The organism is Thauera sp. 63, from assembly GCF_000310165.2.
Lineage (GTDB): Bacteria > Pseudomonadota > Gammaproteobacteria > Burkholderiales > Rhodocyclaceae > Thauera > Thauera humireducens.
This window is the reverse complement of record NZ_AMXC01000002.1, coordinates 349066-364995: the sequence shown is the minus strand read 5'-3', so window position 1 is coordinate 364995 and position 15930 is coordinate 349066. Positions and strand designations below refer to the sequence as shown.

General features: G+C 65.1%; 16 protein-coding genes. 3 read left to right on the top strand and 13 right to left on the bottom strand.

The window, feature by feature from the left end:
• The 9 genes from C664_RS03850 to C664_RS03810 all read right to left on the bottom strand — a co-directional run.
• A partial coding sequence (locus tag C664_RS03850; RefSeq protein ID WP_004253536.1) for a biotin/lipoyl-containing protein occupies positions 1-319 on the bottom strand: 319 nt, incomplete at its 3' end.
• Positions 320-343: 24 nt separating this feature from the next.
• Positions 344-3196, bottom strand: coding sequence for a 2-oxoglutarate dehydrogenase E1 component (locus C664_RS03845; protein WP_038010878.1), 2853 nt, complete (start codon positions 3194-3196; stop codon positions 344-346).
• 161 nt (positions 3197-3357) lie between these two features.
• The gene (gene gltA / locus C664_RS03840) at positions 3358-4653 is read right to left on the bottom strand and encodes a citrate synthase (RefSeq protein WP_004253532.1); all 1296 of its coding nucleotides are present in this window, start codon (positions 4651-4653) and stop codon (positions 3358-3360) included.
• 60 nt (positions 4654-4713) lie between these two features.
• The gene (locus C664_RS03835) at positions 4714-4950 is read right to left on the bottom strand and encodes an FAD assembly factor SdhE (RefSeq protein WP_004253529.1); all 237 of its coding nucleotides are present in this window, start codon (positions 4948-4950) and stop codon (positions 4714-4716) included.
• Positions 4951-4965: 15 nt separating this feature from the next.
• Positions 4966-5676: a succinate dehydrogenase iron-sulfur subunit gene (locus C664_RS03830; protein ID WP_004253526.1), complete on the bottom strand. Its 711-nt coding sequence runs from the start codon at positions 5674-5676 to the stop codon at positions 4966-4968.
• A 31-nt stretch (positions 5677-5707) separates the two neighbouring features.
• A complete protein-coding gene (sdhA, locus tag C664_RS03825) occupies positions 5708-7501 on the bottom strand; it encodes a succinate dehydrogenase flavoprotein subunit (RefSeq protein ID WP_004253524.1) in 1794 nt (597 codons plus the stop codon).
• 2 nt (positions 7502-7503) lie between these two features.
• A complete protein-coding gene (gene sdhD, locus C664_RS03820) occupies positions 7504-7851 on the bottom strand; it encodes a succinate dehydrogenase, hydrophobic membrane anchor protein (protein ID WP_004253521.1) in 348 nt (115 codons plus the stop codon).
• Positions 7845-8234 (bottom strand): succinate dehydrogenase, cytochrome b556 subunit, encoded by a 390-nt coding sequence (gene sdhC, locus C664_RS03815; protein WP_004253518.1) that lies wholly within the window; start codon positions 8232-8234, stop codon positions 7845-7847. The genes sdhD and sdhC overlap by 7 nt, the downstream gene beginning before the upstream one ends.
• Before the next feature lie 111 nt (positions 8235-8345).
• A complete protein-coding gene (locus C664_RS03810; RefSeq protein ID WP_038010876.1) occupies positions 8346-9074 on the bottom strand; it encodes a GntR family transcriptional regulator in 729 nt (242 codons plus the stop codon).
• 235 nt (positions 9075-9309) lie between these two features.
• Between C664_RS03810 and C664_RS03805 the strand changes: the two genes are divergently transcribed.
• Together C664_RS03805 and C664_RS03800 are read left to right on the top strand one after the other, a co-directional pair.
• Positions 9310-10299, top strand: a complete 990-nt coding sequence (locus tag C664_RS03805; protein WP_004253503.1) for a malate dehydrogenase — start codon at positions 9310-9312, stop codon at positions 10297-10299.
• A gap of 110 nt (positions 10300-10409) precedes the next feature.
• The gene (locus C664_RS03800) at positions 10410-11399 is read left to right on the top strand and encodes an HpcH/HpaI aldolase/citrate lyase family protein (protein WP_004253501.1); all 990 of its coding nucleotides are present in this window, start codon (positions 10410-10412) and stop codon (positions 11397-11399) included.
• 19 nt (positions 11400-11418) lie between these two features.
• Here C664_RS03800 and C664_RS03795 read toward each other — a convergent pair whose 3' ends face one another.
• Complete coding sequence (locus C664_RS03795) at positions 11419-12318, bottom strand: LysR substrate-binding domain-containing protein (protein ID WP_004253498.1); 900 nt, start codon at positions 12316-12318, stop codon at positions 11419-11421.
• 204 nt (positions 12319-12522) lie between these two features.
• Between C664_RS03795 and C664_RS03790 the strand changes: the two genes are divergently transcribed.
• Complete coding sequence (locus C664_RS03790) at positions 12523-13668, top strand: MFS transporter (protein WP_038010874.1); 1146 nt, start codon at positions 12523-12525, stop codon at positions 13666-13668.
• A gap of 39 nt (positions 13669-13707) precedes the next feature.
• On the opposite strand, the gene C664_RS03785 is transcribed toward C664_RS03790, so the two are convergent.
• The 3 genes from C664_RS03785 to C664_RS03775 are packed head-to-tail and all read right to left on the bottom strand — an operon-like array spanning position 13708 to position 15909.
• The gene (locus C664_RS03785) at positions 13708-14472 is read right to left on the bottom strand and encodes an ABC transporter ATP-binding protein (protein WP_004253493.1); all 765 of its coding nucleotides are present in this window, start codon (positions 14470-14472) and stop codon (positions 13708-13710) included.
• Positions 14473-14494: 22 nt separating this feature from the next.
• Positions 14495-15220, bottom strand: coding sequence for an ABC transporter permease (locus C664_RS03780; RefSeq protein WP_004253490.1), 726 nt, complete (start codon positions 15218-15220; stop codon positions 14495-14497).
• Positions 15217-15909 (bottom strand): ABC transporter permease, encoded by a 693-nt coding sequence (locus tag C664_RS03775; protein WP_004253486.1) that lies wholly within the window; start codon positions 15907-15909, stop codon positions 15217-15219. The genes C664_RS03780 and C664_RS03775 overlap by 4 nt, the downstream gene beginning before the upstream one ends.
• Between the last annotated feature and the right edge of the window lie 21 nt (positions 15910-15930).

Below are 15930 nucleotides of genomic sequence, written 5' to 3'. Positions count from 1 at the left end.
CGCCGGCGGCCGAAGCGGCCGGCGGCGGGGTCACGGCCTGCACCGGCGCGGCCACCGGTGCCGAGGCGCCCGCGGCCTTGGCTTCGGTGTCGATCTGCGCGATCAGCTCACCCGAGGTCACGGTGTCACCGTTGGCCTTGATGATCTTGACCAGCACGCCGTCGGCAGGCGCCGGCGTCTCGAGCACGACCTTGTCGGTCTCGATGTCGATGAGATTCTCGTCGCGCGAGACGGCGTCGCCTTCCTTCTTGTGCCACGCGACCAGCGTGGCTTCGGAGACGGATTCGGACAGCTGCGGTACTTTGACTTCGATCAGCATGGAGTTCTCTCCCTGGTTGTTCTGTCAGTTCGGGGACTGCGGCGTGGTTTCCTGGATCGGACCGAAAGCGTGTTCGATCACGGCCTTCTGCTGCTGGTTGTGCTTGGCGTAGTAACCCACGGCCGGCGACGCGGCTGCGGGACGGCTGACCAGCAGGAGCTTGCGCTTGGTGCCGAGCACGTTGACCAGGTGCTGGCGCGACGCGAGCCAGTACCACGCACCCTGGTTGCGCGGCTCTTCCTGGCACCAGACCACTTCCTTGGCGTTCGGGAACTGCTCGATCGCCTTGGCGAAGTCGTCCGCCGGGAAGGGATAGAGCTGCTCGACGCGGACCAGCGCGGTGTCGGTGATCTTGTTCTCGCGGCGGTGGGCCAGCAGCTCGTAGTAGATCTTGCCCTGGCACAGGACCACGCGCTTGACCTTCTTCGGATCCAGCTTCTCGACTTCCGGGATCACGGTCTGGAAGCGGCCGTTCGCCAGTTCGTCGATGGTCGAGATCGCCTCCTTGTGACGCAGCAGCGACTTCGGCGTGATGATGATCAGCGGCTTGCGCAGCTTGCGGATCATCTGGCGGCGCAGCAGGTGGAAGATCTGGGCCGGCGTGGTCGGCACGCAGATCTGCCAGTTGTTCTCTGCCGCCATGTTCATGAAGCGCTCCGGACGGGCCGAAGAGTGCTCCGGACCCTGGCCCTCGTAGCCGTGCGGCAGCATCATCACCAGGCCCGACAGGCGGCCCCACTTGGCCTCGCCGGAACTGATGAACTGGTCGATCACGACCTGGGCACCGTTCACGAAGTCGCCGAACTGCGCCTCCCAGACCACGAGTTCGTCGGGTTCGGTGGTCGAGTAGCCGTACTCGAAGGCCAGCACGGCCTCCTCGGACAGCACGGAGTCGAAGAGCTGGAAGCCGGCCTGGCCATCCTGGATGTGTTCCAGCGGCTTGTAGCTGCCCTCGTCCCAGCGCTCGCGCTTCTGGTCGTGCAGCACCGCGTGACGGTGGAAGAAGGTGCCACGGCCCACGTCCTCGCCCGAGATGCGCACCGCGTAGCCCTGCGCAAGCAGGCTGGCGTAGGCGAGGTTCTCGCCCATGCCCCAGTCCAGCGGCAGTTCGCCGCGGCCCATCGCAGCGCGGTCCTCGATGATCTTCTTGACGCGCGAATGCAGCGCGAAGGTCGCGGGGATATCGGTCAGGCGTCCGGCGAGGCGCTTGACCTCCTGCACCGGCACCGTGGTATCGCACTCGTCGGTGTAGGACTTCTTCAGGTACGGCGTCCAGTCAGCCGCGTACTGGCGGTTGTGGCCCGACAGCACCGGGTTGTAGAGCAGTTCGCCGCGGTCGAGGTGCTCGCGGTAGTCCGCGATCATCTTCTCGGGCTCGTCGGACTTCAGGGTGCCTTCCACCACCAGACGGTCGGCGTAGAGCTTGCGCGTGCCCGGATGCTGCTGCACCTTGCGGTACATCAGCGGCTGCGTGACCATCGGCTCGTCCTGCTCGTTGTGACCGAGCTTGCGGAAGCAGACGATATCGATGACGACGTCCTTCTTGAATTCCTGGCGGAACTCGACGGCCAGCGCCGTGACGAAGGCAACCGCCTCGGGGTCGTCGCCATTCACGTGGAAGATCGGCGCCTCGACCATCTTGAAGATGTCGGTGCAGTACAGCGATGAGCGGTAGTCGCGCGGATCGGATGTGGTGAAGCCGATCTGGTTGTTGATGACGATGTGAACCGAGCCGCCCGTGCCGTAGCCGCGAGTCTGCGAGAAGTTCAGCATTTCCTGGTTGACGCCCTGGCCGGCGACCGCCGCATCGCCGTGGATGAGCACCGGCAACACCTGGGACTTGCCCGCATCCTTGCGACGCACCTGGCGCGCATACACCGAACCGGCGACCACGGGGTTGATGATCTCGAGGTGCGAGGGGTTGAACGCGAGGGTCAGGTGCATCGGACCGCCCGGGGTCATCACGTCGCTCGAGAAGCCCATGTGGTACTTCACGTCGCCGGCGCTCAGGTCGGCCGCGGCCTTGCCTTCGAACTCGGAGAAGAGCATCGACGGCGACTTGCCCAGCGTGTTGACCAGCACGTTGAGGCGGCCGCGGTGGGCCATGCCGATCACCGTCTCACTCACGCCGAGGCTGCCGCCGACGCGGATCAGTTCGTCCATCGCCACGATGGCCGATTCGCCGCCTTCGAGCGAGAAGCGCTTCTGGCCGACGTACTTGGTGTGCAGGTAGCGCTCGAGGGTCTCGGCTGCGGTGGTGCGTTCGAGGATGCGCTTCTTCATCTCCGCCGAGAACTTGGGCGTGCCACGCACGCTCTCGAGGCGGCTCTGGATCCAGCGCTTCTGACCGATGTCGGTCATGTACATGTACTCGGCGCCGATCGAGCCGCAGTAGGTCTGGCGCAGCGCCTCGAGGATCTCGCGCAGGCTGGCATGCTCGGTCGAGAAGCCGTGGAAGGAGCCGACGTTGAAGCTCTTCGACAGATCGGCCTCGGTGAAGCCGTAGTAGGACGGCTCGAGCTCGGCGATCTGCGGACGCTCGGTGCGCTTCAGGGGGTCGAGATTGGCCCAGCGGTTACCGAGGAAACGATAGGCGTTGATCAGCTGCAGCACCGAAACCTGCTGCTTGTCCTCGCCGCCGCCGGAGACGACGGTACGGACCGGTCCGCGCTTGGCCATCTGCTCGAAGGCGGCGATGACCGGACCGTGCGCGACATCGCGCGCGGCGGCACCCGCCTGGTTCTGCAGCTGGTCGAAATAGGCACGCCATTCTTCCGACACCGAGGCCGGATCGGCGAGGTAATTCTCGTATTGCTCTTCAATGAACGGCGCGTTCGCGCCGAACAAGTGCGATGTCTGTTCGAGTTGCTTCATCATGATGAAAGCCACCTGTGTTTTCTGTTGCCCTGCTTACGGGTATTACGGTGGTCGGAGAAACCTGGATCCGATCCCTTAAGGAAAAACGGGATGACCGCGCAGGCGCAGCCACCCCGTTTTCGTCAGAGTCGGCGGAAACTCCCTCCCCTCTCCATCGTCTCTTACGGACGTTGTTCCATCGCCGGAACGTCGCGTCGCGCAGCACCGATATAGAGCTGACGCGGACGGCCGATCTTGTATTCCGGATCGGTGATCATTTCTTCCCACTGGGTGATCCAGCCCACCGTGCGCGCCAGCGCGAAGATGCAGGTGAACATGGAGGTCGGGATACCCAGGGCCTTCTGGACGATGCCTGAGTAGAAGTCGACGTTCGGGTAGAGCTTCTTCTCCACGAAGTACTCGTCTTCCAGCGCGATGCGCTCGAGTTCCTTGGCGAGCTTGAACAGGCGGTCATTCTCGAGGCCCAGTTCGCCCAGCACGTCGGCGCACACCTTGCCCATCAGCTTGGCGCGCGGATCGAAGTTCTTGTACACGCGGTGGCCGAAGCCCATCAGCTTGAAGCTGTCGTTCTTGTCCTTGGCACGCTTGATGTATTCGCCGACACGCGACACGTCGCCGATTTCCTCGAGCATGTTCAGGCAGGCTTCGTTCGCACCGCCGTGCGCCGGCCCCCACAGGCAGGCGATACCCGCCGAAATGCAAGCGAAGGGATTGGCACCCGACGAACCAGCCAGGCGGACGGTCGAGGTCGAGGCGTTCTGCTCGTGGTCGGCATGCAGCGTGAAGATCACGTCCAGCGCACGCACCAGCACCGGGTTCGGCTCGTACTTCTCGCACGGGGTGCCGAACATCATGTGCATGAAGTTGGCGGTGTAGTCGAGATCGTTGCGCGGGTACATGAAGGGCTCGCCCTTGTTGTACTTGTAGGCCATCGCAACGATGGTCGGCAGCTTGGCGATCAGGCGGTTGATCGACACGCTGCGGTGCTCGGCGTCGGAGAAATCCATCGCCTCGTGGTAGAAGGCCGACAGGGCACCCACGACGCCGACCATGACTGCCATCGGATGTGCGTCGCGACGGAAGCCCGAGTAGAACTTCGTGATCTGGTCGTGCAGCATCGAATGCCGCTTGATCAGATCCTCGAACTCGACCTTCTGCGACTGATTGGGCAGTTCGCCATTCTTGAGCAGATAGGCGACCTCGAGGAAGTTGCACTTCTCGGCCAGCTGCTCGATCGGATAACCGCGATAGAGCAGCTCGCCCTTGTCGCCGTCGATGAAGGTGATTTTCGACTTGCAGCTCGCAGTTGACAGGAAGCCCGAATCGTAGGTGAACAGACCAGTCTTGCCGCCCAGGGTACGGATGTCGATCACATCCTGACCATGGGTGCCGGTCATCACCGGGAATTCGACGGTCTTGCCATCGACGGTTAGCGTTGCCGTGCGTTCAGTGCTCATAGATCGTCCCTTCTACTTGCCGGTTTAACTGCTTGTCGTGTTGCAGCCGTACCTGCCGCGTCAAGTCTGACGCAGCAGGTCGACCATCTCCTTCCAGCGGTCCACCTCGCACGCCTTGCTGCCATTGACCATCGCCCAGATGTCGTAGTCGTCGCAGCGCAGCAGGTCATCCAGATCCGCCAGCTGATCGTCGGTGAGACGATCGAAATGCCGCTCGAGGAAGCGCGTGAACACGAGATCAAGCTCCAGCAAAGCCCTGCGGCACTGCCAGCGCACACGCCCCCTGTTGATGCTCATAGGTCTGTCTCGCCCTTATACCGCACGCCGAACCATCATGTCCTTGATCTTGCCGATCGCGCGGGTCGGGTTCAGACCCTTCGGACAGACGTCGACGCAGTTCATGATGGAGTGGCAACGGAACAGACGGTACGGGTCCTCGAGGTTGTCGAGGCGCGCGTTCGTATCCTGGTCGCGCGTGTCGGCCAGGAAGCGGTATGCGGCAAGCAGACCGGCCGGGCCAACGAACTTGTCCGGGTTCCACCAGAACGACGGGCAGGACGTCGAGCAGCACGCGCACAGGATGCACTCGTACAGGCCGTTCAGCTCCTCGCGGTCTTCCGGCGACTGCAGGCGCTCGCGCTCGGGGGTCGGGTCGTTGTTGACCAGATAGGGCTTGATCGAGTGGTACTGCTTGAAGAACTGCGTCATGTCGACGATCAGGTCGCGGATGACCGGCAGGCCCGGCAGCGGGCGCAGCGTGATCGGCTGCTGCAGGCTGTCGATGTCGGTCAGGCAGGCCAGACCGTTCTTGCCGTTGATGTTCATCGCGTCCGAACCGCACACGCCTTCGCGGCATGAGCGGCGGAAGGACAGCGAATCGTCCTTGGCGCGCAGGCGGACAATCGCATCGAGCAGCTTCTTGTCGGAGGCCTCGAGCTCGACCGAGATGTCCTGCATGTAGGGCTTCTCGTCCTTGTCCGGATCGTAGCGGTAGATCTTGAATTGAACGGTACGCTTGGTCATGTGTGTTTCTCCCGTGCGCTCATCACGCTGATCAATAAGTGCGCTTGGCGAGCGCGATCGGCTCGACGTCGTCGGACAGCGGCTTCAGGTTGACCGGCTTGTAATCCAGACGGTTGCCTTCGCTGTACCACAGGGTGTGCTTGAGCCAGTTGGCGTCGTCGCGACCGTTCGGATTCTCCGGCGTATCCGGCGCGTCGTCGCGCACGTGAGCACCACGCGACTCCTTGCGGGCCTCGGCCGACACCATCGTGGCGCGGGCGACTTCGATCAGGTTGTCCAGTTCCAGCGCTTCCATGCGAGCCACGTTCCAGACCTTGGACTTGTCCTTGATCTCGGTGCGCTTGGCACGCTCGGCCACCTCGCCGATCTTCTGCACGCCTTCCTTCAACAGCTGGTCGAAGCGGAACACGCCGGCATGCTTCTGCATCGTGCGGCGCATTTCCATGCCGACGTCGAACACGCTCTCGCCGTTGGTCTGCGACTCCAGGCGCGCGAGGCGAGCCAGGGAGACATCGGCCGCGTTCTCGGGCAGCGGCTTGAGGGTCAGCTGACCCGACTTGAAGTCCTCGACCACGGTCTCACCCGCCGACTTGCCGAACACCAGCAGGTCGAGCAGCGAGTTCGTGCCGAGGCGGTTCGCGCCGTGGACCGAGGCGCAGGCGCATTCGCCAGCGGCGTAGAAACCCTGGACCGGCGTGTTCGGATTGCCGTCCTTCGGCACCACGACCTGGCCCTTGTAGTTGGTCGGAATACCGCCCATCTGATAGTGGCAGGTCGGCACGACCGGGATCGGCGCCTTGATCGGATCGACGCCGGCGAACTGGATCGCGATCTCGCGAATGCCCGGCAGGCGCTTCATGATCGTGTCGGGCGACAGGTGGGTGATATCCAGCAGCACGTGATCCTTGTCCGGACCGGCACCGCGACCCTCGTTGATCTCGGTGGTCATCGCGCGCGAGACGACGTCGCGCGAGGCCAGATCCTTCAGGTTCGGCGCGTAGCGCTCCATGAAACGCTCGCCCGAGGCGTTGCGCAGGATGCCGCCTTCGCCACGGACACCTTCGGTGATCAGCACGCCCGCACCGGCCACGCCAGTCGGGTGGAACTGCCAGAACTCCATGTCTTCCAGCGGAATGCCGGCACGCGCCGCCATGCCCACGCCGTCCCCGGTGTTGATGAAGGCGTTGGTCGAGGAGTAGTAGATACGGCCGGCGCCGCCGGTCGCGAAGATGGTGGCCTTGGCGTGGAAGATCGAGACCTCGCCGGTCTCCATCTCCATCGCGGTCACACCGAGCACGTCGCCATCGGCGTTGCGGATCAGGTCCAGCGCCATCCATTCGACGAAGAACTGCGTGTTCGCGCGAACGTTGCGCTGATAGAGCGCATGCAGCATGGCGTGACCGGTACGGTCGGCAGCCGCACAGGAGCGCATCACCGGCGCCTGGCCGTAGTTCATCGAGTGACCACCGAACGGGCGCTGATAGATCTTGCCATTGTCGGTGCGGTCGAAAGGCATGCCGTAGTGTTCCAGCTCGACGACGACTTCGTTCGCCTTCTTGCACATGAACTCGATGGCATCCTGGTCACCCAGCCAGTCCGACCCCTTCACGGTGTCGTACATGTGCCAGTGCCAGTTATCCTCGGTCGAGTTGCCGAGCGAGGCGGCGACGCCACCCTGGGCTGCGACGGTATGCGAACGCGTCGGGAAGACCTTGGTCAGCACTGCGGTCTTGAGACCGGATTCGGACAGTTGCAGGGCCGCACGCAGGCCAGCACCGCCCGCGCCGACGATGACCGCATCAAAGGTACGCTTTGCGACGTTCACGCTTACAGCCTCCAAAGAATCTGGGCCGCCCAGCCGGCGTAGCCGACGAGCAGGAAGAGAGTGACGAGGTGCAGCGCCAGGCGCACACCGCTCGGCTTGACGTAGTCCATCCAGATGTCACGCACGCCGATCCAGGCGTGGTAGAACAGCGACAGGAAGAACAGGAAGCTCAGGAACCGGAACAGGCCGGCGGAGAACAGCCCGGACCAGGCTTCGTAGCTGAACTCCGGCAGCGCCAGCGCACAGACCGCGAAGATGATCGTATAGATGGCCATGAAGACCGCAGTGGCACGCTGCGCAATCCAGTCCTTCAGACCGTAGTGCGCGCCGACAGGTTGACGCTTCACCATAGTTTCACCCCGATGATGACGGTAAGCACGATGCTCACGACCAGAACGATGCGCGAGGAGTTGCGAGCCGCTTCGAGCTCCAGCCCCTTATGCATGTCGAGCAGCAGGAAGCGGATGCCGGCACAGAAGTGGTGCAGGTAGGCCCACAGCAGACCGATGAGAAGCAGCTTGACCAGCGGATGGCCGACCACCGCGCTGAAGGTCTCGAAGGTCTCGGGCGAGCCAAGGCTGCGATCGAGCAGGAACAACAGGAAGGGCAGCAACAGGAACAGGCCTGCCCCGCTGATCCGGTGAAGGATCGACACGATACCCGGCAGCGGCAGCCGGATCTGGTTCAAGGCCAGGTGCTTCGGCCTCGGTTTGCGCACAGTCACATCTGACATGAAGACTCCCCTCTGCATGCACGACGAAAGATTCGCCGCGGACTTTCAAAATTACGTACGGCGTTATACGTAATTCGTAATTATAGCGCCGTCTCGCAGCGCACCATTACGTCAACTCAACTCGTTCAGATAAAAGTGCTCGGCCGTCGAATACAGCCCGCGGCGCCACTCCACCGGCTTGTCGCCGTAGGTGTAGGTGACGCGCTCGACCGACAGCAGCGGCGTGCCTTCCGCCACCTTGAGCGCCTCGCTCGCGTTGCGGTCGGCGGCCACGGCGCGGATGCGCTCCTGCGCGCGGATCATCCGCAGCCCGAAGCGGGTCTCGAACAGGCTGTACAGCGACCCACTCCAGCCCTGCAGGACTTCGGCGGTCAAGCCCTGGAAGATCTCGCCCGAAAGATAGATCTCGTCGATGACCACCGGCTTGTTGGCAAACTTGAGCAGACGCCGAACGATGATGATGGGCGCGCCAAGCTCGATCCCGAGCATGCGCGACGCCTCCTGCCCCGCCTTTGCCCGCCAGCAGTCGAGCGGCACGCTCTGCGGATGGGACAGGTCTCCATCCATCGGTACGAGGCGAAGGAAGCGGAACAAGGCTCTCGGATCGTTGTGCGAGGCCACATAAGTGCCCTTGCCCTGCTTGCGCACAAGCAGGTTCTCAGCGGCCATCTCGTCGATCGCCTTGCGAACGGTTCCCTGCGAAACGCTGAAGCGGCTCGCCAGTTCCTGTTCGCTCGGAATCGCCTGACCAGGACGCCACTCGCCGGACTCAAGCGCCTGAAGAATCAAGGCCTTGATCTGCCGGTAGAGCGGGCTGAAAGTGGGGGCTTCCTGTGACATGCGCGCCATTTGATCACAAAAATCCGGAATCGTCCACGCAGTGTCTTATATCTTATATAAGATATAAGCCATGATTTGACACCGTACCTGAATGATCTTAGTATCTCCGCGCCCGAGATGCACGTGCCACGAGTCAGGAAACGGTGGAATTCGCCGCCGGTTCCACAGCGCGCACCCGAGCGTCGAATTCTCGATACCGACATCACCGACCGACTTCTTTAGAGGGAGTATCCACATGAGCAAAGCCCCCGTCCGCGTTGCAGTCACCGGCGCAGCCGGCCAGATCGGCTACAGCCTGCTGTTCCGCATCGCCAGTGGCGAAATGCTGGGCAAGGACCAGCCCGTGATCCTGCAGCTGCTCGATCTGCCCCAGGCCCAGAAGGCGGTTAAGGGCGTGATGATGGAACTGGACGACTGCGCCTTCCCGCTGCTGGCCGGCATGGTCGCCACCGATGACCCGAACGTCGCCTTCAAGGACGCCGACTACTGCCTGCTGGTCGGTGCCCGTCCGCGCGGCCCCGGCATGGAGCGTGCCGACCTGCTGACCGCCAACGGCGCCATCTTCACCGTTCAGGGCAAGGCAATCGCCGAGAACGCCAACGAGAACGTCAAGGTGCTGGTCGTGGGCAACCCCTGCAACACCAACGCCTACATCGCCCGCGCTGCCGCCATCAAGGTGGGCCGCACCAACCCGGCCAACTACCACGGCATGCTGCGCCTGGACCACAACCGCGCCCTGACGCAGCTGGCCCAGAAAGCCGGCCGCCCGGTGTCGAGCCTGAAGAAGATGGTCGTGTGGGGCAACCACTCGCCCTCGATGTACGCCGACTACCGCTTCTGCACCTCGAACGGTGACTCGGTCAAGGCGCTGATCAACGACCACGCCTGGAACAACGACGTGTTCCTGCCGACCGTCGGCAAGCGCGGCGCCGCCATCATCGAGGCTCGCGGCCTGTCCTCGGCCGCCTCGGCCGCCAACGCTGCCATCGACCACATGCGCGACTGGGCCCTCGGCTCCGACGACTGGGTCACCATGGGCGTGCCCTCCGACGGCTCCTACGGCATCCCCGAAGGCGTGGTGTTCGGCTTCCCGTGCGAATGCAAGAACGGCGAGTTCAAGATCATCCAGGGTCTGGAAATCGACGAGTACTCCAAGGGCAAGATCGCCAACACCCTGAAGGAACTCGAGGAAGAGCGCGCGGCCGTTGCCGAAATGCTGAAGTAAGCGACGCAAGCGCGGCGTCGAGCCGCCTTCGCGAGAGGCCACGGGGGTAAAATCCCGTGGCTTTTTTGTTTCCTGCCCCGCCACCTGCGGTGCCCATCAAGGAATCCCTCATGCACCTGCACCCTGCCGATGTCCTGTTCGCCGGCGAAAAGCCCTTCCCCGCCCTGCCCGCGGTCGACCACTATGCGGGCGCCGAGAAACTGATGCTGAAGGCGCTCAAGCTGCAGCAGGAACTCGGCCCGGTGTTCGACATCACCTGCGACTGCGAGGACGGCGCCCGGGCGGGCGCCGAGGCCGAACACGCGCGCATGGTGGTCGACATCGTCAATGGCGCGGAGAACCATTTCGGCCGTGTGGGCGCTCGCATCCACGACATCACGCATCCGCACTGGGTGCAGGACCTCGAGATCCTCGTCGGCGGCGGCGGCAAGCGGCTCGCCTTCGTCACGCTGCCGAAGGTGCGCTCCTGCGCCGACGCGGCGACCCAGATCGCCGAACTGCGCCGGATCGAGGCCGCCTTCGCCACCGGGCGCTCGCTGCCGGTTCACGTGCTGATCGAGACCCACGGCGCGCTGCGCGAGGCCTGGGAGATTGCCGCGCTCGACGGGGTCGAGTCGCTCGACTTCGGCCTGATGGACTTCGTCTCCGGCCACCACGGCGCGATTCCCGGTAGCGCCATGAAGAGTCCCGGGCAGTTCGAGCATCCGCTGATCGTGCGCGCCAAGACCGACATCGCCGCCGCCGCGCTCGCCAACGGCGTGGTGCCCTCGCACAACGTCACCACCGAGTTGCAGGACGTCGCCGTGATTCGCCATGACGCCGAGCGCGCGCGGCGCGAGTTCGGCTACCTGCGCATGTGGAGCATCCATCCGAACCAAATCCTGCCGATCATCGCTGCGATGCAGCCCGACTTCTCGGAAGTGGCGGAAGCCGCCGAGATCCTGATCGCCGCGCAGGACACCGCCTGGGGACCCATCCAGCACAAGGGTCGCCTGCACGACCGCGCCTCCTATCGCTACTACTGGGAGTTGCTGCAGCGCGCCCGCCACACCGGCATGGAACTGCCAGACGAGGCGCGGCAACGCTTCTTCGCCCACTGAGTTCCCCCCCGCGGCGAGCTCACGCAGCGCCGTCGCGGATCCGCTCGACGCTTTCCAGAAACCCGGCCACGAGGGGCGACGTCGACTGCGCAGCCACCGCGATCGCCATGCGGAACTGCGCATCCGCCTCCTGCAGCGGCACGTAGCGCACACGCGGCATGCGCACCGATTCGAGCGGCGCGGGCAGCAGGGCGACGCCCAGCCCTGCCGCGACCAGCCCGATCTGCGTCGTTGCCTCGCGCGCGGTCTGCACGATGCGCGGCTCGAAACCGGCCTCCAGGCACAGCCGGCGCAGCACCTCGGGCAGATCGGTGCCGAGATCCGGCGGAAAGCTGACGAAGTCCTCATCCACCAGGTCGCGGAAGGACACCGACGCGGCACCCGCCAGCCGGTGTGAGGCATTCACCACGAGTCGCAGCGGATTGCGCGCGATCTCGCGCACCACGATCCCACGCGGCGCGGCGTCGGTCTGAAGGCGCACGAAGCCGACATCGAGCTCGCCACCGGCGATCGCCTCGAACTGGCGCGGGGTGAACATCTCGCGCAACTGGAGCCGGACACCCGGATAGCGCCGGCGATAGGCCTGCAACGCATCGGGCAGCAGATCGGTGAACGGCAGCGAGGACGTGAAGCCGACGCGAAGCTCTCCCAGCTCCCCGCGCGCCGCGCGCTGCGTGTCGATCACGGCCGCCTCGACCGCAGACAGCACCCCGCGCGCATGCAGCAGCAGCCGTTCGCCCGCCAGCGTCAGGCTCACCCGGCGCTGGTTCCGGTCGAACAGCCGGGCGCCAATCTCCTCTTCCAGCGCCCGGATCTGAATCGACAACGGCGGCTGCCCGATGTGGAGGCGCGCCGCGGCACGGGTGAAGTTCAGTTCTTCGGCAACGGCCACGAAGTAGCGCAGATGTCGCAGCTCCATTCATATCTCTTCGATATCAATCACAGCGTTCGAATATATTGGACCCGCAGCGTCGCGACAACCTAGCATCACGACATCGCCAACCCGCACCCCCGGCCCATCCGCATGGCGCACACTGCCGCTTCATCCCCGACCGCCGACACCGCCCCCGCTTCGACCCAGCTCGAGGCCGGCACGCTCGCCTACCGGAACGCCAACCTCGCGATGTTCGTCGGCGGCTTCGCCACGTTCGCGATGGTGTACAGCACGCAGCCCCTGCTGCCCCTGCTGGCGGACGACTTCGGCGTGAGCGCGGCCAGTGCCAGCCTGACCGTCTCGGCCACCGCCGCCGGGCTGGCCCTGATGCTGATCCCGGGCAGCGTCCTCGCCGACCGGCTCGGCCGCCAGCCGGTTATGAAGATCGCGCTGGCCATGGCAGCCGTCCTCGCCCTCGCGACCGCCGCCGCTCCGGACTTCGCTACCTTGCTGGTGCTGCGCGCGCTGCTCGGCGCCGTGATTGCCGGCCTGCCGGCGGCAGCGATGGCGTACATCGGCGAGGAGTTCGCTGCCAACGCGCAGGCGCGCGCCATGGGTCTCTACATCGCCGGCAACGCGCTCGGCGGCATGAGCGGGCGCTTCATCGCCGCCCTGCTCACGGATGTCGCCTCGTGGCGGATCGCGCTCGGCGTGATCGGCCTGCTGGGCCTGCTTGCCGCCTTCGTCTTCTGGCGCGGCCTGCCGGCCTCGCGCCACTTCCGCCCCCGGGCCGCCACGCCGGCACGCATCGTCGGCGACACGCTCGCCATCTATCGCGACGCGGGGCTGCCCTGGCTCTTCCTGACCGCATTCCTCGGCATGGGCGCCTTCGTCGGCCTCTACAACTTCCTGGGGTTCCGCCTGCTCGAAGCGCCCTACACGCTGGGCCAGACCGCGATCGGCGCGATCTTCCTGCTGTATCTGGTCGGCACCTGGGCCTCGGCGCTCAGCGGGCGTCTCGCCGAACGCTACGGGCGGCGCAACACCCTGTGGGTCATGGTGACGGTGATGGGCTCCGGCCTGGCCCTGACGCTGGCCTCGCCGCTGTGGCTGATCATCGCCGGGGTCGGCATCTTCACCTTCGGCTTCTTCGCCGCACACGCACTGGCGAGCGGATGGGTGGGACGCCGTGCCGGCGAACGGCGGGCGCTTGCGTCGGCCTTGTATCTGTCGAGCTATTACCTGGGCGCCAGCGTGATCGGCAGCCTTGCGGGCATGGCCTGGAGCGCCGGACACTGGAGTGGGCTCACCGCCCTGCTCGGCGCCTGCCTGCTGCTGACCGCCGCGGTCGCACTGCGGCTGCGCCGGCTGCCGGCCGCCTCCAACCGGGATTGAAGCGCGCTGTACCCAGTTGCGCCGCAGCCAGACTGCAATCTATTTGAGGTTGCCGGAAAGGAACTGCTTCAAGCGCTCGCTGCGCGTGTTGCCGAACACCTCTGCCGGCGGGCCGTACTCCTCGACGAGTCCCTGATGCAGGAACATCACCTTGCTCGAGACCTCACGCGCAAAGCCCATCTCGTGCGTCACGACCACCATCGTGCGCCCCTCCTCGGCCAGCCCGCGCATCACCTTCAGCACCTCGCCGACCAGCTCGGGGTCGAGTGCCGAAGTCGGCTCGTCGAACAGCAGCACCGCCGGCTCCATCGCCAGTGCGCGGGCAATCGCCACGCGCTGCTGCTGGCCGCCCGACAGGTGCGCCGGATAGCTGTCCTTGAAGCGGGTGATCCCGACCTTGTCCAGGTAGGCCATCGCACGCTCCGTCGCCTCGCGCCTAGACACGCCCAATACATGCACCGGCGCCTCGATCACGTTCTCCAGCACCGTCATGTGCGCCCACAGGTTGAAATGCTGGAACACCATCGCCAGCCGCGTGCGCAGCCGCTGCAACTGCTTGGCGTCGGCCACGCGCAGGTGGCCGTCCTTGCCGGGCACCAGACGGATCTCCTCGCCCGCCACCTGGATGCGGCCGGCGTCGGGCTGCTCGAGGAAGTTGATGCAGCGCAGGAAGGTGCTCTTGCCCGAGCCGGACGAACCGATCATGGTGATGACGTCGCCAGCCTCGGCCGACAGCGAGACGCCCTTGAGCACCTCGTGGTCGCCGTAGCGCTTGTGCAGATCCTGGACGGTAAGTTGGGTCATGAGAGGTTTCCTCGAAGCGCGCTCAGGCGGCCTTGCGCGTCGTGGTGCGCGGCCGCAGGTGGGCGAGCCAGCGCCGCTCGGCAACGCGGAACAGGCCGACCAGCGCGAAGGTGATGCAGAGGTAGATCAGGCCGGCGAAGATGAAGGCCTCGAACGGCGCGAAGAACTGTGAATACGCATTGCGCGCGGCACCGGTGAGATCGACCAGGGTGACCGTCGATGCGATTGCCGTGCCATGCAGCATGAAGATGATCTCGTTGCTGTAGGCCGGCAGGGCGCGGCGCAGCGCACCCGGCAGCAGGATGCGGCGCAGCATGGTGTAGCGGCTCATGCCACAGGCGCGCGCGGCCTCGATCTCGCCATGCGGCATGGCGCGCAAGGCGCCGGCGATGATCTCGGTGGTGTAGGCGCCGGTGTTGAGCGCGAAGGTGATCAGCGCACAGCCGTAGGGGTCGCGAAACACCAGCCAGAAAGCGTTGCCGGCGTCCCACTGCGCTTGTATCCACTCGAACTGGCCGAGGCCGTAGTACATCAGCAGCAGTTGGACCAGCATCGGCGTGCCGCGGAAGAAATAGCTGTAGGCCCACACCGGGCCCGAGACCCAGCGCGAAGGCGACACGCGCAGCACCGCCAGCGGGATCGCGAGTACCAGGCCGGCCGCCAGCGACAGGACGGTGAGCTTCAACGTCAGCCACAGGCCGCCCGCATACGCCGGCCAGCTCTCGGCGAACAGACTCCATTCGATCATGCCGCCGCCCTCCGCATACCCACCGAGTAGCGTCGCTCGAGCCAGCGGAACAGCAGCCCGGACACCGCCGTCATCAGCAGGTAGAACACGCACACCACTCCGTAGAACAGGAAGGGTTCATGAGTCGTCCGCCCGGCCTGGTCGGCCAGCCAGGTGATGTCGGACAGGCCGATGATGGACACGAGCGCAGTGCTCTTCTGCATGACCTGCCAGTTGTTGCCCAGGCCGGGCAGCGCGTACCGCAGCATCTGCGGGAACAGCACGCGATGGAAGACCTGCCAGCGGCTCATGCCGTAAGCGCGCCCGGCCTCGAGCTGCCCCGCGGGCACGGCCATGAAGGCACCGCGGAAGGTCTCGGTGAAGTAGGCGCCGAAGATGAAGCCCAGCGTCAGGATGCCGGCGACGAATGGATTGACGTCGACATACTCGAGGCCGAGGGCGTCGGTGACGAGGTTGATGCCGACCTGCCCGCCGTAGAAGATCAGCAACATCATGACGAGGTCGGGAATGCCGCGGACCACCGTGGTGTAGAGCGTCGCGGGCAGGCGCAGCAGCGGATTGGGCGACAGTCGCGACGAAGCGCCGATCAGCCCGAGCACGAGCGCGAGCGCGAGCAGCAGCGAGAACACCGCCACGCGCAGCGTCACCCAGGCGCCATCGAGAAGGGAAGGAAGGTAGCCGTGGAGCATCGCAGAAGCCCTGTCCCGGAC

What these genes read in the sequence shown, in the direction of transcription:
- C664_RS03800 (WP_004253501.1), top strand. Translation starts at nt 10,410, where the DNA reads ATGCACCTGCACCCTGCCGATGTCCTGTTCGCCGGCGAAAAGCCCTTC.
- sdhC (WP_004253518.1), bottom strand. Translation starts at nt 8,234, where the DNA reads ATGTCAGATGTGACTGTGCGCAAACCGAGGCCGAAGCACCTGGCCTTG.
- C664_RS03775 (WP_004253486.1), bottom strand. Translation starts at nt 15,909, where the DNA reads ATGCTCCACGGCTACCTTCCTTCCCTTCTCGATGGCGCCTGGGTGACG.
- C664_RS03780 (WP_004253490.1), bottom strand. Translation starts at nt 15,220, where the DNA reads ATGATCGAATGGAGTCTGTTCGCCGAGAGCTGGCCGGCGTATGCGGGC.
- C664_RS03805 (WP_004253503.1), top strand. Translation starts at nt 9,310, where the DNA reads ATGAGCAAAGCCCCCGTCCGCGTTGCAGTCACCGGCGCAGCCGGCCAG.
- C664_RS03835 (WP_004253529.1), bottom strand. Translation starts at nt 4,950, where the DNA reads ATGAGCATCAACAGGGGGCGTGTGCGCTGGCAGTGCCGCAGGGCTTTG.
- C664_RS03830 (WP_004253526.1), bottom strand. Translation starts at nt 5,676, where the DNA reads ATGACCAAGCGTACCGTTCAATTCAAGATCTACCGCTACGATCCGGAC.
- C664_RS03810 (WP_038010876.1), bottom strand. Translation starts at nt 9,074, where the DNA reads ATGTCACAGGAAGCCCCCACTTTCAGCCCGCTCTACCGGCAGATCAAG.
- C664_RS03845 (WP_038010878.1), bottom strand. Translation starts at nt 3,196, where the DNA reads ATGATGAAGCAACTCGAACAGACATCGCACTTGTTCGGCGCGAACGCG.
- C664_RS03790 (WP_038010874.1), top strand. Translation starts at nt 12,523, where the DNA reads ATGTTCGTCGGCGGCTTCGCCACGTTCGCGATGGTGTACAGCACGCAG.
- gltA (WP_004253532.1), bottom strand. Translation starts at nt 4,653, where the DNA reads ATGAGCACTGAACGCACGGCAACGCTAACCGTCGATGGCAAGACCGTC.
- C664_RS03795 (WP_004253498.1), bottom strand. Translation starts at nt 12,318, where the DNA reads ATGGAGCTGCGACATCTGCGCTACTTCGTGGCCGTTGCCGAAGAACTG.
- C664_RS03785 (WP_004253493.1), bottom strand. Translation starts at nt 14,472, where the DNA reads ATGACCCAACTTACCGTCCAGGATCTGCACAAGCGCTACGGCGACCAC.
- sdhD (WP_004253521.1), bottom strand. Translation starts at nt 7,851, where the DNA reads ATGGTGAAGCGTCAACCTGTCGGCGCGCACTACGGTCTGAAGGACTGG.